Source organism: Pseudomonas oryzihabitans (assembly GCF_007665395.1).
In the GTDB taxonomy this organism is placed as follows: domain Bacteria; phylum Pseudomonadota; class Gammaproteobacteria; order Pseudomonadales; family Pseudomonadaceae; genus Chryseomonas; species Chryseomonas psychrotolerans_C.
Genome location: NZ_VDND01000001.1, coordinates 748,641 through 772,037, shown reverse-complemented (window position 1 = coordinate 772,037; position 23,397 = coordinate 748,641). Strand labels below are relative to the sequence as shown.

Annotated in this window: 5 protein-coding genes; all 5 read left to right on the top strand. The window is 67.0% G+C overall.

Going from position 1 to position 23,397, the window contains the following annotated elements:
- Positions 1 to 149 precede the first annotated feature (149 nt).
- The 5 genes from FSV73_RS03350 to FSV73_RS03330 all read left to right on the top strand — a co-directional run bounded on the left by FSV73_RS03350 (position 150) and on the right by FSV73_RS03330 (position 23,397).
- Positions 150 to 13,028, top strand: coding sequence for a non-ribosomal peptide synthase/polyketide synthase (locus FSV73_RS03350; RefSeq protein WP_145003803.1), 12,879 nt, complete (start codon positions 150 to 152; stop codon positions 13,026 to 13,028).
- Between the two features lie 78 nt (positions 13,029 to 13,106).
- Positions 13,107 to 14,486, top strand: coding sequence for an aspartate aminotransferase family protein (locus FSV73_RS03345; RefSeq protein ID WP_145003800.1), 1,380 nt, complete (start codon positions 13,107 to 13,109; stop codon positions 14,484 to 14,486).
- A 27-nt stretch (positions 14,487 to 14,513) separates the two neighbouring features.
- The gene (locus tag FSV73_RS03340; protein ID WP_145003797.1) at positions 14,514 to 14,732 is read left to right on the top strand and encodes an MbtH family protein; all 219 of its coding nucleotides are present in this window, start codon (positions 14,514 to 14,516) and stop codon (positions 14,730 to 14,732) included.
- Positions 14,733 to 15,446, top strand: a complete 714-nt coding sequence (locus FSV73_RS03335; RefSeq protein WP_145003794.1) for a thioesterase II family protein — start codon at positions 14,733 to 14,735, stop codon at positions 15,444 to 15,446. It begins immediately after the preceding gene.
- Between the two features lie 124 nt (positions 15,447 to 15,570).
- Positions 15,571 to 23,397: a non-ribosomal peptide synthetase gene (locus tag FSV73_RS03330; protein ID WP_145003791.1), complete on the top strand. Its 7,827-nt coding sequence runs from the start codon at positions 15,571 to 15,573 to the stop codon at positions 23,395 to 23,397.

Below are 23,397 nucleotides of genomic sequence, written 5' to 3'. Positions count from 1 at the left end.
CCAAATGAAAATGATTGTCAAATACCTTTTGGCTCTAGCTGGCCTGTTTGTCGCGCTTTGTCGAGCGCCGCTTAATTTTCCGAAGGGCAATGCGTTTGTTCTGTACCGACCGTGGCTAAGCCCGGTAGCGAACCCTGCAGGATTTCCGCATGTCCCCGTCTCCCGAAGCCTTTCCCACCCTGTCCCATGCGCTGCGTCAGCGCGCCGAACAACATGCCGAGGGTCTCGCCCTGCGGTTTCTGGAGGCCGATGGCGAGACGACGCTGAGTTACGGCGAACTCGATTGCCGTGCACGGGCGATTGCCGTTGCCCTGAGCGGACGGCTGATGCCGGGCGAGCGAGCCGTGCTGGTCTTCCACAGCGGTCCGGACTACGTTGCGGCCTTCTTCGGCTGTCTCTATGCCGGGGTCATCGCGGTGCCGGCCTATCCACCCACCTCGGGTAACAGCCAGCACCAACGCCGTCTGCTGTCCATCATCGAGGATGCCGAGCCGAGACTGCTGCTGACCAGTACCGCGCTGCTCGCCGAGTTGCCAGCCGGAGTGCCGGGGCTGGCGGTAGACACCCTGGCTCCTGCGGCAGAGGAGGGCTGGCCCGTCCGCCTGCCCGAGGCGACCGACATCGCCTTCCTGCAATACACCTCCGGCTCCACGTCCCTGCCCAAGGGCGTGATGGTGAGCCACGCCAATCTGGTGGCCAACGAGGCGCTGATCCGTGCTGGCTTCGGGATAGGTCCTGACGACGTCATCGTCAGCTGGCTGCCGCTGTATCACGACATGGGGCTGATCGGCGGCCTGCTGCAACCCATCTACAGCGGCATTCCCTGCGTGCTGATGTCGCCCCGCTATTTTCTCGAGCGGCCGGTGCGCTGGCTGGAGGCCATCAGCACCTACGGCGGCACCATCAGCGGCGGCCCGGACTTCGCCTATCGGCTGTGTCGCGAACGAATCAGCCCCTCGGCCCTCGCCGGGCTCGACCTGTCCTCTTGGCGGGTGGCCTATTCCGGTTCGGAGCCGATTCGCCAGGCCAGCCTCGACGGTTTCGCTGACCATGTCGCCGCTACCGGCTTCACACCCGGCAGCTTCTTCGCCTGCTACGGTCTGGCCGAGGCGACACTGTTCGTCACCGGTGGCCGGCGCGGCGAAGGCATAGGCGCGCGGTCCGTCGCGGCGTCCGCGCTGAGTGCCGGGACGCTGGCTGCTGGTGACGATGCCCTGGCGATCAGCTGTGGCCGCGCCCAGCCGGGGCATGACGTTCGCATCGTCGCGCCGCTGACCCTGGAGGCTTTGCCCGCGGGTGCGGTAGGCGAGATCTGGGCCTGCGGGCCGAGCATTGCGGCCGGCTACTGGCGCAATTCCGAGGCCAGTGCGGCGACCTTCGTCGAGCGTGACGGCATCCGCTGGCTGCGCACGGGTGATCTCGGTGCCCTGCAGGGTGATGAACTCTATGTGACGGGTCGGCTCAAGGATCTCCTGATCGTCCGCGGCCAGAATCTCTATCCTCAGGATCTCGAACAGGTTATCGAGGCAACGGTGGAGGGGGTACGCGAGGGCCGGGTCGCTGCCTTCGCGGTAGCGGACGGTGACGAGGAGGGCATCGGCATCGCCTGCGAGATCGGTCGCGGTACCCGCAAACGTCTTCCAGCCGCGGGACTGATCGAGGCCATCCGCCGCGCCATCGCCGGGGTCTGCCAGCAAGCTCCGGCGTTCGTCGCCTTGCTGGAGCCGGGCAGCCTGCCCAAGACCTCCAGTGGCAAGCTGCAACGCTCGGCGTGCTGGCCGCAGTTTCGGGCCGGGGAGTTGCAGGCCTATGCCTGCTTCCCGGATGGCGAGACGGCCGCCAGGTCGGCAACGGGAGAGGGTGAGGAACTGACCGCTGTCGTGGCGGAGATCTGGCAGACCTGCCTGGGTGGGGTCGCGGTGGGGCCCGAGGCGGATTTCTTCCTGCTGGGCGGCAACTCCATCAGTGCCACTCAGGTAATCGGGGAGATCCATAGTCGCCTGGGGCAGGCCGTGGAGTTGCGCACCCTGTTCGAGGCGCCGCGGCTGGCCGACTTCGCCGCCCGGGTAGCGGCAAGCCCGCCGCTATGTGAGACCGCTGCAGAGCCCGTCAGCGGTGAGCGCCTGCCGCTGTCGGCGGCACAACGGCGGCTGTGGCTGGCCTGGCAACTCGATCCGGCAGGTGCGGCCTATAGCATCCCCGGTGGGCTGAGCCTGCGCGGAGAGGTGGATGCCCAGGCGCTGCAGATCGCCCTGGACCGCCTGGTGGCGCGGCACGACAGTCTGCGCAGCCGCTTTTTCGAGGCGGACGGCCAAGCCTGGCAGCGTATCGACGCGAGCGCGCGCTATGGCTGGCAGGTGCTGGACGTGCGCAGCCTGCCCGAGGCCGGTCGTGAGCGGGCGCTATGCCAGCGGCGCGATGCCGAGGCGCGCGAACCCTTCGACTTGGTGCAGGGACCGCTGTTGCGTGCCAGCCTGGTCCGCCAGGATGAGGAAGCCTGGCAGTTATGGCTGACGGTGCACCATATCGTGGCTGACGGCTGGTCGCTCAATCTGTTGCTGGACGAGTTCGCCCGGTTGTATGTGGAGGCCTGTGGCGGCCAAGCCGCGCAGCTGGCCTCCTTGCCATGCCTGTCGGTACAGGCCGTCCTCGGCCAGGAGAGCCGCCAGGCAGATTGGCAGGCGAGCCACCTGGCCTGGTGGCGCGACGCGCTGGGTGACACGCCCGAGCCGCTCAGTTTGCCGAGTGAGGGCAACTGGGATGCGCGGCGGGTATCGCCAGCGGCGCGGTTGAGTCGAAGGGTAGAGGCTGGGCTGGCCGAGCGCCTGCGGCAGTCGGCCCAGGCGCGCGGCGCCAGTCCCTTCATGTGGCTACTGGCGACCTTCGGCCTGCTGCTGCACCGGCACGGCGGCCCGCGCCTGGGCTGCCTGGGCGTGCCCAGCGCCAATCGTCTCCAGGCCGACACCTTCGGCCAGGTGGGCTGCTTCATCAATACCCTCGTGTTCCCGCTGCGCCTGGAGCCTGCTGAGTCCTTCGCGGCCCAGCTCGCGCGCGTGCGCGACTTCACCCTCGACGCCCAGGCGCACCAGGCATTGCCCTATGACGACCTGGCCGCCAGCTACGGCGGTCGTGAACTGTTCCGGGTGCTGTTTAACCATCAGCAGCGGGATCTCGGTGCCTTGCGGCGTCTGCCCGGGCTGCTGGCCGAGCCCCTGGCCTGGCACAGTCGCCAGGCCAAGTTCGAATTGCAGTTGCAGACCGAGGAAGACGAGCGCGGGCGCCTGAGCCTGCACTTCGATTTTGCCCTCGATGCCTGCGACAGCGACGCCATCGAGCGCCTGGCAGACGCCTATCTCCACCTCTTGGCGGCGACGGTAGCCGAGCCCGAGCGGGCGGTAGGGGAGCTGCCGTCATTGTCCGAGGCGGAAGGTCAGCGTTTGCTGCTGTGGGGCGAGGCGCCCTGCGCGATGCCGGAGGAACTGTTGCCGGCGGGCCTGGAGCGAGCCTTGCAGGCTCATCCTGACCGGCTGGCACTGGAATGGGATGGCGGGCAGCTCGATCATCGGCACCTGCACGCCGCCGCGCGGCGCCTGGCGAGGCGGCTGTTGGCAGCAGGTGCCGGTCCCGACGTAGCGGTGGCGATCTGCGCGGAGCGCTCGCCGGAGCGGGTCGTAGGGTTGCTGGCCATCGTGCTGGCGGGGAGCGCCTATGTACCGCTCGATACCGACTATCCCCGCGAGCGCCTGGATTTCATGCTGACCGACAGCGCGGCGCCTCTGCTGCTGTGCCTGGGCGATCCGGCGCACCACCTGACGCTACCCGCCGGTGTGCAGGTCCTGCGCCTGGATGGGGTGCTGGCAGCCGGCGAAGATGTCGCTCTGCCGCTACCGGCTCTGCATCCCGAGCATCTCGCCTATGTCCTCTACACCTCGGGCTCTACCGGCCGCCCCAAGGGCGTTGGCATCAGCCACGGCGCCCTGGCGCAACGCCTGGCCTGGATGCAGGCGACCTACGCCCTCGACGCCAGCGACGTGCTCTTGCAGAAGGCGCCGCTGGGCTTCGACGTCTCGGTATGGGAAACCTTCTGGCCGCTGCTGGCCGGCGCTCGCCTGGTCCTGGCGGCGCCAGGTGAGCAACGCGACCCGGCGGCGTTGCTGCAGCGGGTGCGGGCCCACGGTGTCACCACGCTGCATTTCGTGCCGCCGCTGTTGCAACTCTTCCTCGATCAGCCGGGCGTCGCCGAATGCACCTCGCTGCGACGCCTGTTCAGCGGCGGAGAAGCTCTGCCGGCGGCCCTGCGCGACCGAACGCTGGCCTGTCTGCCGGCAGTGGCCCTGCACAATCGCTATGGGCCGACGGAAACCACCATCAACGCCACTCATTGGCCTTGCCATGCCGAAGACGGCGCCCGAGTTCCTATCGGCAAGCCGCTGGGCAACGTGCGCTGCCGGGTACTCGACAGCGAGTTGAATCTGCTTCCAGTCGGGGTGGCTGGCGAGCTGTGCATCGCGGGAGCGGGACTGGCCAGGGGGTACCTGGGTCGTCCCGCGCTGACTGCCGAGCGCTTCGTGCCCGATCCGCTCGGCGAAGGCGGTCGCCTGTACCGCGCTGGCGACCGGGTACGCTGGGACGCAGAGGGTCGCCTGGACTATCTGGGCCGTCTCGATGACCAGCTCAAGCTGCGCGGATTTCGGATCGAGCCCGGCGAGATCCGCCAACGCCTGCTGGTGCAGCCTGGCGTCGCCCAGGCAGTGGTGGCGCTGCGCGAGACCGCGGGTGGCCCGCAATTGCTCGGTTATGTCACCTGCCAGGCCGGCGCCGCACCGCTCGATCCCAGGCAATTGCGCCAGGCTCTGGCGGCCGAGCTGCCCGACTACCTGGTACCGACCCAGGTGCTGGTGCTGGATGCCATGCCGCTGACCCCCAATGGCAAGCTCGATATCCAGGCATTGCCACTGCCGGAGCGTGTGACCGCCGCGACCACGCCACCGCAGACGGCTCTGCAGCGGCAGATTGCAGCGATCTGGAGCGAGGTGCTGGGTATCGCTGCGCTAGGGCTTGAAGACGATTTCTTCGCCCTAGGCGGGCATTCGCTGCTGGCGACGCAGATCGTCTCCCGGGTTCGGCTGGCCTGCGATGTCGATCTGTCCCTGCGTACGCTGTTCGCCCAGCCGACCCTCGCCGGTTTCGCTGCCGAGGTCGAGGCGTTGCGCGCCGCAGGCACGCTGGATCGGCTCGGTCCCATTCTGCCGGTCGACCGCAGTCTCCCGGTACCGCTGTCGCCCTCACAGCAGCGCATGTGGTTCCTCTGGCAACTGGACCCGCAGAGTCCCGCCTATAACGTCGGGGGCATGGCCCGCCTGATCGGAGTGCTCGATATTGCCCGCTTCGAGGCGGCACTCCAGGCGCTGATCCAACGCCATGAGACGCTGAGGACCACGTTCCCCAGTCCCGCCGGCACACCGATCCAACAGGTACAGGCCGAATTGCAGGTGCCTCTGGCGTGGCACGATCACTCGCGGCTTCCCACCGCTGAGTCCGAGGCGGCGCTGCTGCGCCTGGCCGATGCAGAGGCTCACCGACCCTTCGATCTGGAGCGCGGGCCATTGCTGCGCGCGTTATTGGTGAAGCAGGGCGAGCGCGAGCATCACCTGGTGTTGACGCTGCATCACATCGTCACCGAAGGCTGGGCCATGGACATCTTCGCTCGGGAGCTGGGTGAGCTGTACGAAGCCTTTCTCGACGAGCGTGAGTCACCCTTGGCGCCGCTGCCGGTGCAATATCTGGATTACAGCGAGTGGCAGCGCCGGTGGCTCGACGGCGGCGAGCGTATTCGTCAGCTCGACTACTGGCGCGAGCAGCTGGGCGATGAGCATCCGCTGCTGGAGCTGCCCAGCGACCGTCCACGGCCACCAGTGCAGAGCCATCGCGGCGCACTCCATCGCTTCAGTCTGCCGCCCGAGGTGGCGCAACGGGTACGGGCCTTCAATGCCCGCCAGGGGCTGACGCTGTTCATGACCTGCACTGCCGCGCTGGCCGCCTTGCTGCACCGATATAGCGGTCAGACCGATCTGCGTATCGGCATGCCGGTAGCCAACCGGATCCGCCCGGAAAGCGAAGGGCTGATCGGTGCCTTCCTCAATACGCAGGTGCTCCGCTGCCACCTCGATGGCCAGATGACCGTCGGCCAATTGCTGGCCCAGGTCCGCGCGACGGTGATCGAGGCCCAGGCCCATCAGGACCTGCCGTTCGATCAGTTGGTGGAGGCCCTGCAGCCGGCGCGCAGTCCGGCCTATAACCCGCTGTTCCAGGTGATGTGCAACGTCCAGCGCTGGGCGTTCCAGCAGACCCGCACCCTGGGTGGGCTGACCGTGGAATACCGGGTCAACGATGCCCATGCGACCAAATTCGACCTCAACCTGGAAGTCACCGACTTCGACGAGCGTCTGGGCTGCTGCTTCACCTACAGCCAGGATCTGTTCGACGAGCCGCGGATCTCGGCCATGGCCGGCCATTGGCAGGCGTTGCTGGAAGCCTTGCAGGGCGATCCTGAGCTGCGCCTGTGCGATCTGCCATTGCTCAGCGCCCAGGAACGTGCAGCCCAGTTGGCTCGGCTGTCCGGCGAAGTGTCTCGTCCGGCCACTACCCTGGATGCGCTGTTCGCTCGCCAGGTGGCAGCGACGCCCGAGGCCGCGGCCTTGACCTTTGCCGGCGAGACCCTGAGCTATGCCGAGCTGGATGCCCGCGCCAATCGTCTGGCCCAGGCCCTGATCGCCCGGGGCGTGCGGCCGGGGATGCGCATCGGCCTGGGACTGCCGCGTTCGCTGGACCTGGTGGCGGGCCTGCTGGCCATTCTCAAGGCCGGCGCCGCCTATGTTCCACTGGACCCGGAATATCCGGTGGAGCGGCTGAGTTATCTGCTGGCGGACAGCGGCGTGCGGCTGGTACTGGGCAGCGCAGTCTTGCGCGAACGCCTGGAGCCCTTACCCGCCAGCCTGATGGAGGGCTGGCTGGACCCTGCCTCCGTCGAGTTGGCTGACTTCGTGGCTACGCCGGTCGCGGGCCTCAGCCATCCAGCGCTGCCCGCCTATGTGATCTACACCTCCGGCTCCACCGGCCAGCCAAAGGGCGTGGTGGTGGCCCATGGCGAGATCGCCGATCACTGCCAGGCGGTGATCGCACGCTTCGGCCTGCGCGAGGACGACTGCGAGCTGCATTTCTATTCGATCAACTTCGACGCCGCCAGCGAGCGGCTGCTCACCCCCTTGCTCTGTGGTGCCCGTGTAGTGCTGCGGGCCCAGGGGCAATGGGACCCGGAAAGTATTTGCGCGCTGATCGAAGAGGAGCAGGTGACCGTCCTGGGCTTCACCCCCAGCTATGGCGCCGGACTTGGCCAGTGGTTGGCGGGGCAGGGGCGACAACTGCCGGTGCGGCTGTGCATCACCGGCGGCGAGGCCCTGACCGGTGAGCACCTGCAACGTATCTGCCGCGGTTTCGCACCGGAAATCTTCTTCAACGCCTATGGCCCGACGGAAGCCGTGGTCATGCCGCTGGCCGCCGAGGCGCCAGACGCCTTGCCGGCCGGCGCCGCCAGCGTACCCATCGGCCACGTGGTAGGGGCGCGCCGCGCGGCGGTGCTGAGTGCCGATCTGGCCCTGCCGCCGGAAGGTGCCCTGGGTGAGCTCTATCTGGGCGGAGCCTGCCTGGCGCAAGGCTACCACCAGCGCCCTGGCCTCACTGCCGAGCGCTTCGTCCCCGATCCCTTCGCCGCCGACGGTGGCCGGCTGTACCGCAGCGGCGATCGGGTGCGCCTGCTCGCCGATGGGCAGCTGGAATACGTCGGGCGCCTGGATCATCAGGTCAAGATACGGGGCTTCCGCATCGAACTCGGCGAGATCGAGGCGCGCTTACGCGAGCAACCTGGAGTCGACGAGGCCGTGGTACTGGCCCTGGATGGACCGGCAGGCAAGCAACTGGCGGCTTATCTGGGCAGCGGCCTGAGCGGCAATCCAGATTGGCTGTCCGGGCTACGAGTTCGCCTTGCCGAATCGCTACCCGACTACCTGGTGCCCGCGCTATGGGTAGCCCTCCCGGCCTTGCCGCTCACCGCCAACGGCAAGCTGGATCGGCAGGCGCTGCCGGCGCCGGCCGCGCAGACGGCCGAGGCCTTGCCAGCCTCGGCGCTGGAGTCGGCGCTGGCCGAGGTATGGGCCCAGGTGCTGCAGGTGCCTTCGGTGGGCGTAGAAGACAACTTCTTCGAGCGCGGTGGCGATTCGATCCTGTCCATCCAACTGGTCAGCCGGGCACGCGAGCGCGGTCTGCATTTCACCCCGCGCGACGTCTTCAAGCACCAGACGGTGCGGCGGCTCGCCAGCGTGACTCGTCGGCAGGCGACAGGGGCGGTTGTCAGCGGCCCCGCCCAGGGGGCCAGTCTACCGACGCCGATCCAGCAGTGGTTCCTGGAGCAGCCCTTGGCCAAGCCGGATCACTGGAATCAGGCGGTACTGCTGGCGCCTCGTGAGGTGCTGGAGGGTACGCGGCTGGCAGAGGCCTTGCAGGTGTTGGTCGCCCATCATGACGCCTTGCGCCTGAGATATGCACGGGAAGCCTCTGGCTGGCAGGCCGCCTATGCACCGGCAGTGAATGAAGGGGTACTGTGGCAGCGTCAGGTCACCAGTGAGGAAGAGTGCCTGGCCTTGTTCGAAAGCGCCCAGCGGAGCCTCGATCTGGCCACGGGACCGCTGCTGCGAGCTGTGCTGGTGGAAGGCCCCGGAACCCGCCAGCGCCTCCTGCTGGCCTGTCACCACTTGGTGGTGGATGGCGTGTCCTGGCGCATCCTGCTGGAGGATCTGCAGCGGGCCTACCGCGGCCAGGTGCTGCCGGCGCGCACCAGCCCGCCGAGCGTCTGGGCGGCGCGGCTCCACGACTATGCGCAGAGTGAATCCCTGCGTGAAGAGCTCGCGCTATGGCGCCAGCAACTGGGTACGACCACGCCAACGCTCAAGTACGACCGACCAGACGGTCGCACCCGTGCCGGAGAGGCCGCCCAGGTCAGCCAGACGCTGGAAACCAACTTGACCCGCCAGTTGCTGCAGGAAGCACCGGTGGCCTATCGCACCCAGGTCAACGATCTGCTGCTCAGCGCCCTGGCGCGAGTGCTGTGCCGTTGGCTGGAGGCGCCGGCCGTAGCAGTGCAGTTGGAAGGCCACGGCCGTGACGGCTTGTTCGATGACCTGGACCTGACCCGTAGCGTCGGCTGGTTCACCGCGGCCTATCCCGTACGACTGATGCCCGCTGAAGGGCTCGGTATGACCATCCAGGCGATCAAGGCCCAACTGCGAGAGGTACCGCACAAGGGCCTTGGCTACGGCGTTCTACGCTATCTCGCGGAGCCCAGCCTACGGAAGGCCTGCGCGGCCTTGCCCGAGGCGGCCATCTCCTTCAACTACCTGGGCCAGTTCGACCAGAGCTTCTCCGAAGACAGCCTGTTCAGCCCAGCGGCCGGTTCCCTGGGCGCCTTGCATGATCCCGACGCCCCTCTGCCGACACCCCTGGCCATCGATTGCCAGGTGCAGGAGGGGCGCCTGGGCATGCGCTGGACCTACAGTCGCGAGCAGTTCGACGAGGCCAGCGTGACGGCCTTGGCCGACGCCTACAATGCCGAGCTGGCCTTGCTGGTGGAGCACTGCCTGGATGACCGCTCAGGTGGCTGCAGCCCTGCGGACTTTCCACTGGCGCGCCTGAGCCAGGCGCAGCTGGATGCCCTGGCCATACCGGCCCGGCGCATCGAGGACATCTATCCGCTGACGCCCATGCAGGAGGGGCTGCTGCTGCACACCCTGCTCGAGCCTGGCCAGGGGCTCTATTTCATGCAGGACCGCTACCGCATCGACAGTGCCCTGGACCACGAGCGTTTCGCTCAGGCCTGGTCGGCGGTGGTGGCACGCCATGAAGCGCTACGGGCGTCCTTCGTCTGGAACGCGGGGGAGACTATGCTGCAGGTCATCCAGCGCCCCGAAGCCTTGGACGTGGAGGTGCTCGACTGGCGCGGGCTTGACGCCGAGGCCCAGGAGCGGAGTCTGCAGACGTTGCTGGAGCGGGAGCGGCTGGCCGGTTTCGCCCTGCTCGAGCGGCCGCCGTTCCACCTGCGGCTGATTCGCGTAGCCGAAGCGCGCTACTGGTTCATCATGAGCAACCACCACATCCTCATCGATGCCTGGTGCCGTGGCCTGCTGATGAGCGACTTCCTGGATATCTACGCCGCCCTGGGTGAGGGGCGGGCACCAGCGCTGGCGCCTGCACCGCGCTACCGCGACTACATCGCCTGGCTGCAACGCCAGGATCATGAGCGCTCCCGCGCCTGGTGGCGCGCCAATCTGGCAGGCTTGGAACGACCCACCGAACTGCCTTGCGACCGGCCGCCGCTGCGTGAGCACGCCGGCGCGGATGGCGGCATGCAGGTAGGGGATCGCCAACTGAGGCTGGCGCCGGCCGAGGGCGCACAGCTGCGCGAACTGGCGCAGCGCCATGGTCTCACGGTCAATACCCTGGCCCAGGCCGCCTGGTCCCTGGTCCTGCATCGCTACAGCGGCGACCCTGACCTGCTGTTCGGCGTGACCGTCGCCGGTCGCCCACTGGACCAGCCGCAAATGCAGCGTACGGTTGGTCTGTTTATCAACAGCGTACCGCTGCGGGTGCGGTTGCCGGGCGTGGAGGCCGACACCTCGGTACTGGCCTGGCTACGCACCTTGCTGGAAGCCAATCTGGCGCTGCGCGAGCACGAGTACCTGCCGTTGGTGGAGATCCAGGAGGCGAGCGAGGTACCCAAGGGGCAACCGCTGTTCGACAGCCTCTTCGTCTTCGAAAACGCGCCCGTGGATGCCGCAGTGCTGGACCGCGCCCAGGGGCTCAAGGCCACCTCGGACTCCGGGCGGACCCACACCAACTTCCCGCTGACGGTGGTCTGCTATCCCGGCGATGATCTGGGTCTACACCTGTCCTACGACCGGCGCTATTTTGATGCCCAGACCATCGAGCGCCTGCTGGCCGACTTCCGCCGGCTGCTGCTGGCCGTGGCGGCGGGTATCGACGGGCCGTTCGCTGAGTTGGCGCTGGAAGATCCTGGCGAACACGCGTTCCTCTTGGAACACTGCAATGCCAGCGCCCGCGACTACCCTCTCGACCAGGGTTACGTCCGCTTGTTCGAAGCCCAGGTCGCCGCTCATCCGCAGGCCATCGCCGCCCAGTGTGGACGACGCGTCCTGAGCTACGCGGAGTTGAACGTCCAGGCCAACCGCCTCGGGCAGCGACTACGGGCGGTGGGCATCGGCTTCGACCAGCCGGTGGCGCTGCTGGCCGACCGCGACCTGCCACTGCTGGGCATGCTGATCGGCACCTTCAAGGCCGGCGCCGGCTACCTGCCCCTGGACCCGGGGCATCCCAGCGAGCGGCTCGCTCATATCCTGGCGCTGAGTCGGGCCAGGGTACTGGTCTGCAGCGCTGGCTGCCGTATCCAAGCCGAGGCCCTGCTGGAGCAACTGGCTTGCGTCGGGCGGCCGCGGCTGCTGGTCTGGGAGGAGGTCCAGGCCGAGGAGAGTGCGGTCGAGGATCTGGGGCTCTACAGTGGTCCGCAACACCTGGCCTATATCATCTACACCTCGGGCTCCACCGGCACGCCCAAGGGGGTGATGGTCGAGCAGGCGGGCATGCTCAACAACCAGCTGAGCAAGGTGCCTTATCTGGGCCTGGATGAACGGGATGCCATCGCCCAGACCGCCTCCCAGAGCTTCGACATCTCGGTCTGGCAGTTCCTCGCGGCACCGCTGTTCGGCGGGCGCACGGTGATCGTACCCAACGCCCAGGCCCATGATCCCGCCGCGTTGCTGGAACAGGTGGCGGTGCAGGGCATCACCGTGCTGGAGAGCGTACCAGCGCTGATCCAGGGATTGCTGGATACCGCTAAACCGCTACCCAGCGGATTGCGCTGGCTGTTGCCCACCGGCGAGGCCATGCCGCCGACCCTGGCGCGGCAGTGGCTGGAGCGCCATCCGCTGTGCGGCTTGGTGAACGCCTACGGTCCGGCCGAGTGCGCCGACGATGTCGCCTTCCACCAGGTAAAAGCTACCGATACCAACGGTAGTTACCTGCCCATTGGCGCACCCACCGACAACAATCGGCTGTACCTGCTCGGCGCCCAGGGCCTGGTGCCTCTGGGGGCTACCGGCGAGCTGTGCGTGGCCGGCATCGGGGTAGGGCGGGGTTACCTGGGCGACCCCCAGCGCACAGCCTTGACCTTCGTACCGCATCCCTGGGGCGTCCCGGGCGGGCGGCTCTACCGCACCGGTGATCTGGCACGGCGGCGGGCCGATGGGCTACTGGAGTACGTGGGCCGTCGCGATCACCAGATCAAGTTGCGTGGCTTGCGTATCGAGCTGGGGGAGATCGAGGCCCAGTTGCATAGCCAGCCGTCGGTGCGCGAGGCCGCCGTGGCGGTCTGCCAGGGACCCTATGGCCCCTATCTCCAGGGTTATCTGGTGGCGGCTGAGCCCGAGTACAGCGGGGAAGACTGGTTCGGCGCGTTGCGCGACGCGCTGCGGCGGGTGTTGCCCGACTACATGGTCCCGGTGCAGTGGCTGCTCTTGGAGCGACTACCTCGCAATGCCAACGGCAAGCTGGACCGGCGGGCCTTGCCCACGCCCGGTGCAGAAGGCGCTGCCCGGCGCGTCCAGGTCGAGCCGGCCACTGAGCTGGAGCGCGATCTGGCCGCCATCTGGGCCGAGGTGCTCAAGCTCGAACGGGTAGGGGTGACGGACAACTTCTTCGAGTTGGGTGGTCATTCGCTGCTGGCGACGCAAATCGCCTCGCGGGTGCAGCAGAACCTCAGGCGCACGCTGCCGCTGCGGGCGATGTTCGAGTGCAGCACGGTGCGTGCCCTGGCTGAATACCTGGAGCGCGAGGGGCAGGTGGCGCTAGGCACCGAGCAGGCCGAGCGGCTCGACGACCTGATGTCGCGGCTGGAATTGTTGTGAAGGTCAGGCCGGCTGATCGCTAAATCCGCCGGCCCGCCAACCGTTTGCTCTATAACCTTATCTTCGAGGGCCACCCCGATGTCCGCTGCCGATCCCATCGTCGCCTCCGCTGCCGAAACGCTGTACAGCTTCGCTGATCATCCGTTGCTGGCGCGGCAAAGCGCCCAGGAATCCAACGCCCGGAGCTATCCGCGGCGGTTGCCCCTGGCCCTCAAGCGCGCCCGCGGGATCGAGGTGGAGGACGTCGAGGGGCGACTGTTCATCGATTGCCTGGCCGGGGCTGGCACCCTGGCGCTGGGCCATAACCATCCGGTGGTGATCGACGCCATCCGTGCGGTCCTCGACGACGAGTTGCCCCTGCATACCCTCGACCTGACCACTCCAGTCAAGGATCGCTTCGTCCAGGATCTCTTCGCGCTGCTACCGGCCGACTTCGCCCGGGATGCGCGTATCCAGTTCTGTGGCCCCACCGGCACCGACGCCGTGGAAGCGGCGCTCAAGCTGGTGCGCACCGCCAGCGGTCGCAGTACGGTGCTCGCTTTTCAGGGTGGCTACCATGGCATGAGCCAGGGCGCCCTGAGCCTCATGGGGAGCCTTGGCCCCAAACAACCCCTGGGCAGCCTGGTCAGTCAGGGCGTGCAATTCCTGCCCTATCCCTATGACTACCGCTGCCCCTTCGGCCAGGGTGGCAGCACCGCGGTGCGTACCCATCTGCATTACCTCGAAAACCTGCTGAGTGATCCGGAAGCCGGGGTGCAGCGCCCGGCGGCGGTCATCGTCGAGGTGGTCCAGGGCGAGGGCGGGGTGATCCCCGCCGACCTGGACTGGCTGCGCGGACTGCGCCGCATCACCGCTGCAGCCGGGGTCGCCCTGATCGTCGACGAGATCCAGAGCGGCTTCGCCCGCACCGGACGGATGTTCGCCTTCGAGCACGCCGGTATCACCCCGGACGTGGTGGTGCTGTCCAAGGCCATCGGTGGCAGCCTGCCGTTGGCGGTGATGGTCTACCGCGACGCCCTGGATACCTGGAAGCCTGGCGCCCATGCCGGCACCTTCCGGGGTAATCAGATGGCCATGGCGGCCGGCTCGGCGGTGATCCGCTACCTGCAGGAACATGATATCCCCCGCCACGCCACGGCCATGGGTGAACGCCTGGGCGGCCACCTGACCGCCTTGCAGCACGATCAGCCGCAGCTGGGCGATATCCGTGGCCGCGGCTTGATGCTCGGCGTGGAGATCGTCGATCCGACGGGCACTCCTGACGCCCAAGGGCATCCGCCGGCCGATGGCGCCCGTGCTGCGCGCATCCAGCGCGAATGCCTGCGCCGTGGGCTGATCCTCGAACTGGGCGGCCGCCACGGCGCCGTGGTGCGCTTCCTGCCCCCGCTCATCATCACCCCTGCGCAGATCGACACCGTGGCCGAGCGTTTCGCCGCCGCGGTGCGGGCTGCGCACTAACTTCACTCTCCAACCAAGGAAACCGTCATGACCTCCGTCTTCGACCGCGACGACATCGAATTCACCGTGGTGGTGAACCACGAAGAGCAATACTCCATCTGGCCGAGCTACAAGACCATTCCCAATGGTTGGCGCGACGCCGGCAAGCGTGGCTTCAAGGCTGAGTGCCTGGCCTACATCGAAGAAGTCTGGACCGACATGCGTCCGCTGAGCCTGCGCCAACACATGGACAAGCAGGCTTCCTAGGTGCGGCTGTTTTGCCTGCCGTATTCCGGTGCCAGCGCCCTGGCCTATCTGCGCTGGCGCCGGCAATTGCCTCCCGAGCTGGAGCTGTGCCCCGTGGAATTGCCCGGACGCGGCAGCCGCCTGGGTGAACCCCTGCAGAAAGATTTCGCGCGCCTGAGCATGCAACTGGCCCAGGAACTCCTGCCGCGGGCTCGGCAGCCCTATGTGTTGCTCGGTCATAGCCTGGGCGCTTTGCTGGCCAATGAGGTGGCGCAACTGCTGACCGAGTGGGGCGCTCCCCCTGGCGGGCTAATCGCCTCGGGCACGGCGGCGCCCACCGAGCGTGACAGCTACGATCGGGACCTGAGTCGGCCCAAAAGCGATGAGGAGCTGATTGCCGACCTGCGCCAGCGCGGCGGCACGCCGGAGGAGGTGCTGGCCAATGCCGAACTCATGGCGCTGACGCTGCCGGTCCTGCGTGCGGACTTCCTGCTCTGCGGTAGTCATCGACCGCGAGCTCGTCCGGTGCTGGACTGCCCATTATGGGTCTGGGGTGGACGCGAGGACCAAGCCACTCCCGCACAGCTACAGGCCTGGGCCCACCAGACCCGTGGTCCTTGCCAGCTGGACTGGTTCGCGGGTGGGCACTTCTTCATCCATAGCGAGCAGGCCGCGGTATTGACGCGCTTGGCGGATGTGCTTGGCCAACTGCAAACCCGAGACACATCCGCCTAAGGGCGCTCTCGCTTTCGTGTCAGCAATACGCTGATGCGATTAATTTTCATCTCCACCCATCCGTTCTCTTGAGACGACCGGGCACCCAGGTGCCCGCTGCCCACGTGCACGGAAACCGTGATAGATGAACGCCGAACACTCTCTCGCCCTGGCCCGCCGCTTCATCCAGCTACCCCTGGAGAAACGCCGTCTGTTCCTCGCCTCCCTGCGCGAGGAGGGCGTGGACTTCCGCCTCTTCCCCATCCCGGCAGGAGTCGAGACGGAAGATCACGACGTCCTCTCCTATGCCCAGCGACGGATGTGGCTGCTCTGGCAGCTGGAGCCGGAGAGCGCAGCCTACAACCTGCCCGGGGCGGTGCGTCTCGACGGCCCCCTCGATCACCAGGCTCTTGCTGCTGCCTGCACTCTGTTGGTAGAGCGCCATCCGACGCTCCGTACCCTGTTCATCTGTGAGGCGGACGGCGAACCTCGTCAGGTCATGAGCGACAGCCTGCCCGAACTGCTGCAGGAGAACTTGGAAGAGCTGCCGGCTGCCCAGCGCGAAGGCGAAGCGCGCGCCCGCGCCGCTGCCGAGGCACGGGAACCCTTCGACCTAGAAGTCGGCCCGTTGCTGCGCTGGCGCCTGCTGCGGCTGGAGGCCGAGCGCCATGTGCTGTTGCTGACCCTGCACCATATCGTCGCCGATGGCTGGTCGATGAACCTGCTCATTGACGAACTGCTGCATGCCTACGCGGCCCTGCATCGGGGCCGGCAGCCGGATCTCGCTGCTCTGCCGGTGGCCTATGCGGACTACGCCCTCTGGCAGCGCCGCTGGCTGGAGGCGGGGGAGGGCGAACGCCAGCTGGACTATTGGCGCGCGCAACTCGGCGACAGCCATCCGGTGCTGGCACTGCCTGGCGACCGGCCACGGCCGCCGCTGCCCAGCTATCGGGGCGAGCGCCTGGAGCTGGACGTTCCTGTGGAGCTTGCCGCCGCCTTGCGCGCCCGGGCGCGGGAGGGCGAGCTGAGTCTGTTCATGTGGCTGCTGGCCAGTTTCCAGATCCTGCTGTATCGCTACAGCGGCGCAGCCGAGATCCGCGTCGGATCGCCGGTCGCCAACCGCAACCGCCAGGAGGTGGAGGGGCTGATCGGCCTGTTCGTCAACACTCAGGTGCTCTGCGGTCAGCCCCGCGCCGGGCTCAGCGTGGTCGACTTCCTGGCCGAGGTGCGCCAGACCGTACTGGGCGCCCAGGATCATCAGGACCTACCGTTCGAGCAACTTGTCGAGGCCTTGGGGGTGGAGCGCTCGCTCAGCCACGGCCCGCTGTTCCAGGTGCTCTATAACCATCAGCCCCAGGTGGCGGATCTACGGGCGCTGCCCAGCGTCGACGGCCTCAGCTTCGCGCCCCTGGAAGGGCAGGGCCGCACCACCCAGTTCGACCTCGCGCTGGATACCTATGAACAAGGCGGCCAGCTACGCGCGGCCCTGACCTACGCCAGCGATCTCTTCGAGCGTCCGCGCGTCGAGCGTATGGCCTGCCATTGGCTAACGCTTTTGGCAGCCATGGTCGCCGATCCGCGGCAGACGCTCGATGCCTTGCCGCTGCTGACGCCCGTCGAGCGGACCCAGCAGCTGCACGACTGGAACGCCACCCAGCGTGACTATCCGCTGGCGCAGCCGGTACACCGGCTGTTCGAAGTCCAGGTCCGCCGTACCCCCGAGTCGCCTGCATTGGTCTTCGGGGCGCAACGGCTCAGCTATGCCGAGCTGAATCGCCGGGCCAATCGCCTGGCCCATGCCCTGATCGAGCGCGGCGTTGGTCCCGAGGTACTGGTCGGCGTCGCCCTGAAGCGCTCGGTGGAACTGGTGGTAGGCCTGTTGGCGGTGCTCAAGGCCGGTGGTGCCTATGTGCCGCTGGACCCGGACTACCCGCGGCAGCGCCTGGAGTTCCTCTTGACGGATAGCGGGGTACGGCTGCTGCTGTCCCAGTCTCACCTGGAGTTGCCCGCGAGCGAGGGCCTGCAGCGCCTGGATCTGGATCAGGATGGCGACTGGTTGGAGCACCAGCTCGAAACCGACCCCGAGATCGCGCTGGCTGGCGAGCATCTGGCCTATGTGCTCTACACCTCCGGCTCCACCGGTCAGCCCAAGGGTGCCGGCAATCGCAATTCGGCGTTGACCAACCGGTTGTGCTGGATGCAGCAGGCCTATGGCCTGGACGGGGCGGATGCAGTGCTGCAGAAGACCCCCTTCAGCTTCGATGTCTCGGTCTGGGAGTTCTTCTGGCCGCTGATGACCGGCGCCCGACTGGTGGTGGCCGCGCCTGGGGATCACCGCGACCCGGCGAAGCTGGTGGAGACGATCAACCGCGAAGGCGTCACCACGCTGCACTTCGTGCCGTCGATGCTCCAGGCGTTCCTGCAAGAGCCCTCGGTGGCATCCTGCGCCAGCCTAAAGCGCATCGTCTGTAGCGGCGAAGCACTGCCGGCGGACGCACAGCAGCAGGTGTTCGCCAAGCTACCGCAGGCTGGCCTTTACAACCTGTACGGCCCGACCGAAGCGGCTATCGACGTCACCCACTGGACCTGCGTGGAAGAAGGCAAGGACACGGTACCGATCGGCAAGCCAATCGCCAACCTGGCCTGCTACCTCCTCGATGGCAACCTGGAACCGGTGCCGGTAGGCGTACTGGGCGAGCTGTATCTGGCCGGTAAAGGCCTGGCGCGTGGCTACCACCAACGTCCGGGGTTGACCGCCGAGCGTTTCGTTGCCAGTCCGTTCGTGGCGGGCGAGCGGCTGTACCGCACCGGCGATCTGGCGCGTTACCGGGCCGATGGGGTGATCGAGTATGCCGGGCGCATCGACCATCAGGTCAAGCTGCGCGGCCTGCGTATCGAGCTGGGCGAGATCGAGGCGCGGCTGCTGGAGCATCCTCTGGTGCGCGAGGTGGCGGTGCTGGCGGTGGATGGCCGGCAACTGGTTGGCTACGTGGTGCTGGAAAGCGAGACCGGAGACTGGCGCGAGGCGCTGGCCGTGCATCTGGCGGTGAGCCTGCCGGAGTACATGGTGCCGGCGCAGTGGCTGGCGTTGGAGAAGATGCCGTTGAGCCCCAACGGCAAGCTGGAGCGCAAGGCGCTGCCGAAACCCGATGTGGCGACGGAGCAGACGGGCTACAGCGCGCCGCGCAATGAGGTGGAACGGACCCTGGCGGCTATCTGGCAGGCGCTGCTGGGCGTCGAGCGGGTTGGCCTGGACGACAATTTCTTCGCCCTGGGCGGCGATTCCATCGTTTCGATCCAGGTGGTCAGCCGTGCCCGCCAAGCCGGACTGCACCTGAGTCCGCGCGACCTGTTCCAGCACCAGAGCGTCCGTGCGCTGGCCCAGGTCTCCAGGCAAGGCGGAGAGCAGGCGCAGCAGGGGCCGGCCGCTGGCGAAGCGGCGCTGGCAGCGGTACAGCAGTGGTTCTTCGAACAGGAGATTCCCAACCGCCAGCACTGGAACCAGTCGTTGTTGTTGCAGGCGCGCCAGCCGCTCGACGCTGAGCGCTTGGAGCAGGCGCTGGTGCGCTTGCTGATGCACCACGATGCGCTGCGCCTGCGTTTCCGCCAGGAGGACGGTATCTGGCGTCAGGCCTATGCCGGGCAGGCCGAAAACCCGCTGTGGCGTCGCCAGGCGGATTCGACGGAAACCTTGCTGGCCCTCTGCGAGGAGGCCCAGCGCAGTCTCGACCTTGAACAGGGGCCACTGCTGCGTGCCTTGCTGGTAGAGATGGCCGATGGCAGCCAACGCCTGCTGCTGGCGATTCACCACCTGGTGGTGGACGGCGTCTCCTGGCGCATCCTGCTGGAGGATATGCAGCGTCTCTATACCAATATCGATGCCGATCTCGGACCACGTAGCAGTTCCTATCAGGCCTGGACCCAGTGGCAGCGCCAACAGGCCAGCGAGCGCCTGGACGAACTGGCCTATTGGCAGGCGCAATTGCGCGATGCACCGGGTTCGCTGCCCTGCGAAAACCCGCAGGGCGCCCTAGAAAACCGTTACGAGCACAAGCTCAGCCTGATCCTGGACGCCGAGCGTACCCGCCGTCTGTTGCAGGACGCCCCGGCGGCCTACCGGACCCAGGTCAACGACCTGTTGCTGACCGCCCTGGCGCGGGTGATCTGCCGCTGGAGCGGCGAGGCCAGCGTGCTGGTGCAGATGGAGGGGCATGGTCGCGAGGAGGTGTTCGAGGACATCGACCTGAGCCGCACGGTGGGCTGGTTTACTAGCCTGTTCCCGCTATGCCTAACGCCGGCAGCCGATGTTGGCGAGTCGCTGAAGGCGATCAAGGAACAACTGCGCGGCGTGCCGGACAAGGGCATTGGCTACGGCCTGCTACGCCATCTGGGCGGATCGGAGGCGGCGGCCACCTTGGCTGCCTTGCCACAACCACGTATCACCTTCAATTACCTAGGCCAGTTCGACCGCCAGTTCGACGACACGGCGCTGCTGACGCCGGCCGCGGAAAGCGCCGGCGCCGCCCAGGACCCCGGTGCGCCGCTGGCCAACTGGCTGAGCGTCGAGGGCCAGGTCTACGGCGGCGAACTGAGCCTGCACTGGGGTTTCAGCCGCGAGATGTTCGCCGAGACAACCGTCCAGCGCCTGGTGGATGACTACGCCCGGGAACTGGAGGCGTTGATCGAGCATTGCTGCCAGGAGGGAAACAGCGGTGCCACACCGTCGGATTTCCCTCTCGCGGCGTTGCGCCAGGAGCAGTTGGATCGCTTGCCTCTGGCGCACATAGGAGACATCTATCCACTGTCGCCGATGCAGCATGGCATGTTGTTCCACTCGCTCTACGAGCAAGCCAACGGCGATTACATCAATCAGCTACGGGTCGATGTCTCCGGGCTCGATTCTTCGCGCTTCCGTGCCGCCTGGCAGGCAGCGGTGGACAGCCATGACATCCTGCGCACCGGGTTTCTCTGGCAAGGAGATCTTGAGCAGCCTGTCCAGGTGGTCCACAAGTGCCTGGAGCTGCCGTTCGCTGAACACGACTGGCGTGACCGCGCGGATATCGCCACGGCCCTCGACGAGTTGGCCGAGAGCGAACGCCTACGGGGCTTCGAACTCGAGCAGGCGCCCCTGCTGCGCCTGATTCTGGTGCGGACTGGCGAAGACAGCCGCCACCTTGTCTATACCTATCACCATATTCTGCTGGACGGCTGGAGCAGCGCGCAGTTGCTCGGCGAGGTGCTCAGCCGCTATATCGGCGGGCATGCTGGGGAACCGGTCGGACGTTACCGCGATTACATTGCCTGGCTGCAAAAGCAGGACAAGGGCGTCAGCGAGGCCTTCTGGAAAGAGCAACTGGCCGAACTGCTCGAACCGACCCGGCTGGCACAGGCCGTTGCCGCGGAGCGTGAGCGGAGTGGCAACGGTCAGTACCAGCGCAGCCTGGATCTGTCGCGTACCGGGCGTCTCAAGAGGTTCGCGCAGCGGCACGCGGTCACCCTCAATACGCTGGTGCAGGCTGCATGGTCGCTATTGCTTCAGCGCTATACCGGCCAGGACACCGTGGTCTTCGGCGCGACCGTCGCTGGACGTCCCGCCGAACTGGCCGGAGTCGAGCGGCAGGCCGGCCTGTTCATCAATACCTTGCCGGTGGTTTCCTCGCCGCAACCGGGCATGCGCCTGCTCGACTGGCTAAGGGATGTGCAGGCACGCAGTCTGGCGTTGCGCGAACAGGAGCACACGCCGCTGTTCGAGATTCAGCGCTGGTCGGGTCTCGGCGAGGCATTGTTCGACAGCCTGCTGGTATTCGAGAACTATCCCGTGGCCGAGGCCCTGGAGCAGGGCGCGCCAGGAGGCGTGCGCTTCGGTCCGGTGAGCAACCATGAGCAGACCAACTACCCGCTGACCGTAGCGCTGGGCGTTGGCGACTGCCTGTCGCTGCAGTACAGCTACGACCGCCAGATGTTCTCCGATGCGTCGGTCGAACGCTTGGACCGGCATTTGCTGAACCTGCTCGAAGGCTTCGTCGATAATGCCGAGCGTACGCTGGTCGAACTGACGTTGCTGGACGCCGACGAGCACGCCCTGATCGAGTCACGATGGAATCGCAGCGATTCGGGTTTCCCCGCATCGCCGCTGATCCACGATCGGGTGGCGGAGCGCGCGCGACTGGCGCCGGACTCGCCGGCCGTGCTGTTCGATGACCAGGTACTGACCTTCGCCGAGCTGGACAGCCGGGCCAATCGCCTGGCCCACGCGCTGATCGCCCAGGGCGTCGGGCCTGAGGTACGGGTGGCGATCGCCATGCAGCGCAGCGCGGAAATCATGATCGCCTTCCTGGCGGTGCTGAAGTCCGGCGGCGCCTACGTGCCACTGGATATCGAGTATCCGCGCGATCGTCTCTTGTACATGATGCGGGACAGTCGGGCCCATCTGTTGCTGACCCAAAGCCATCTGCTTGAGCGTCTGCCGATTCCCGACGGACTGTCCTGCCTATCCCTGGACCGGGAAGAGCAGTGGGCCGGCTTCCCCGGCCACGATCCGAAGGTGGCGCTGCACGGCGACAACCTTGCCTATGTCATCTATACCTCAGGCTCGACGGGGATGCCCAAGGGCGTGGCGGTCTCCCATGGGCCGCTGATTGCGCATGTCGTGGCCACCGGCGAGCGTTACGAGATGACCCCGGACGATTGCGAACTGCACTTCATGTCGTTCGCTTTCGATGGCTCCCATGAAGGCTGGATGCATCCCCTGATCAATGGTGCGCGGGTGCTGATCCGCGACGACAGCCTGTGGCTGCCGGAGCAGACCTATGCGCAGATGCATCGGCACGGCGTCACCGTCGCGGTATTTCCACCGGTGTATCTGCAACAATTGGCCGAGCACGCCGAGCGCGATGGCAATCCGCCGGCGACGCGTGTCTATTGCTTCGGCGGCGATGCGGTGGCGCAGGCCAGCTACGACCTGGCCTGGCGCGCGCTGCGCCCGCAATACCTGTTCAACGGCTATGGACCGACCGAGACGGTTGTCACGCCTCTGCTCTGGAAGGCCCGGCCGGGCGAGGTCTGCGGTGCCGCCTACATGCCGATCGGCACGCTGCTGGGTAACCGCAGCGGTTATATCCTCGATGCCCAATTGAACCTGTTGCCGGTTGGCGTGGCCGGTGAGCTGTACCTGGGCGGGGAGGGTGTCGCGCGTGGTTACCTGGAGCGCCCCGGCCTGACCGCGGAGCGTTTCGTTCCCGATCCCTTCGGCGCGCCGGGTAGCCGCCTGTACCGCAGCGGCGACCTGACCCGTGGGCGTGCCGATGGCGTGGTGGACTACCTGGGGCGCGTCGACCACCAGGTGAAAATCCGTGGCTTCCGCATCGAGCTGGGAGAAATCGAGGCGCGTCTGCGCGAGCAGGACGGGGTGCGGGAGGCGGTGGTGGTGGCGCAACCGGGAGTCGGTGGCCCCTGTCTGGTGGGTTATCTGGTGCCCGACGAAATCTCACGAGTCCGCCCAGGGCCGTATAAGGACGACCTGCGCCTGAGCGTGACCGGGGCACTCCGGACGTTGTTGCCCGACTACATGGTGCCGACCCAGCTACTGCTCCTGGAGGCCTTGCCGCTTACCCCCAACGGCAAGTTGGACCGTCGCGCCCTGCCGCTGCCCCTGGCGGAAGAGGCGTCGCGGGCGTATGTCGCGCCGGCCACTGCAGTGGAACAGCGCCTGGCGGCCATCTGGCAGGATGTGCTGCAGATCGAGCGCCTGGGCGCGCTCGACAACTTCCTCGAGTTGGGCGGGCATTCCTTGCTGGCGATGCGTGTGACCGCGCGCGTTCAAGAAGCCTTTGACACGCCGGTTCCTCTGGCGTTGCTGTTCCAAAGCGACTCGCTACGTGTCTACGCGAATTCGATAGCGGAGCTGACCGCTGTCCAGAAGAGCGATCTGGATGATCTCCGTGACTTCATGACCGAACTCGAGGTGGTGTGA

What these genes read in the sequence shown, in the direction of transcription:
- FSV73_RS03350 (WP_145003803.1), top strand. Translation starts at nt 150, where the DNA reads ATGTCCCCGTCTCCCGAAGCCTTTCCCACCCTGTCCCATGCGCTGCGT.
- FSV73_RS03330 (WP_145003791.1), top strand. Translation starts at nt 15,571, where the DNA reads ATGAACGCCGAACACTCTCTCGCCCTGGCCCGCCGCTTCATCCAGCTA.
- FSV73_RS03345 (WP_145003800.1), top strand. Translation starts at nt 13,107, where the DNA reads ATGTCCGCTGCCGATCCCATCGTCGCCTCCGCTGCCGAAACGCTGTAC.
- FSV73_RS03340 (WP_145003797.1), top strand. Translation starts at nt 14,514, where the DNA reads ATGACCTCCGTCTTCGACCGCGACGACATCGAATTCACCGTGGTGGTG.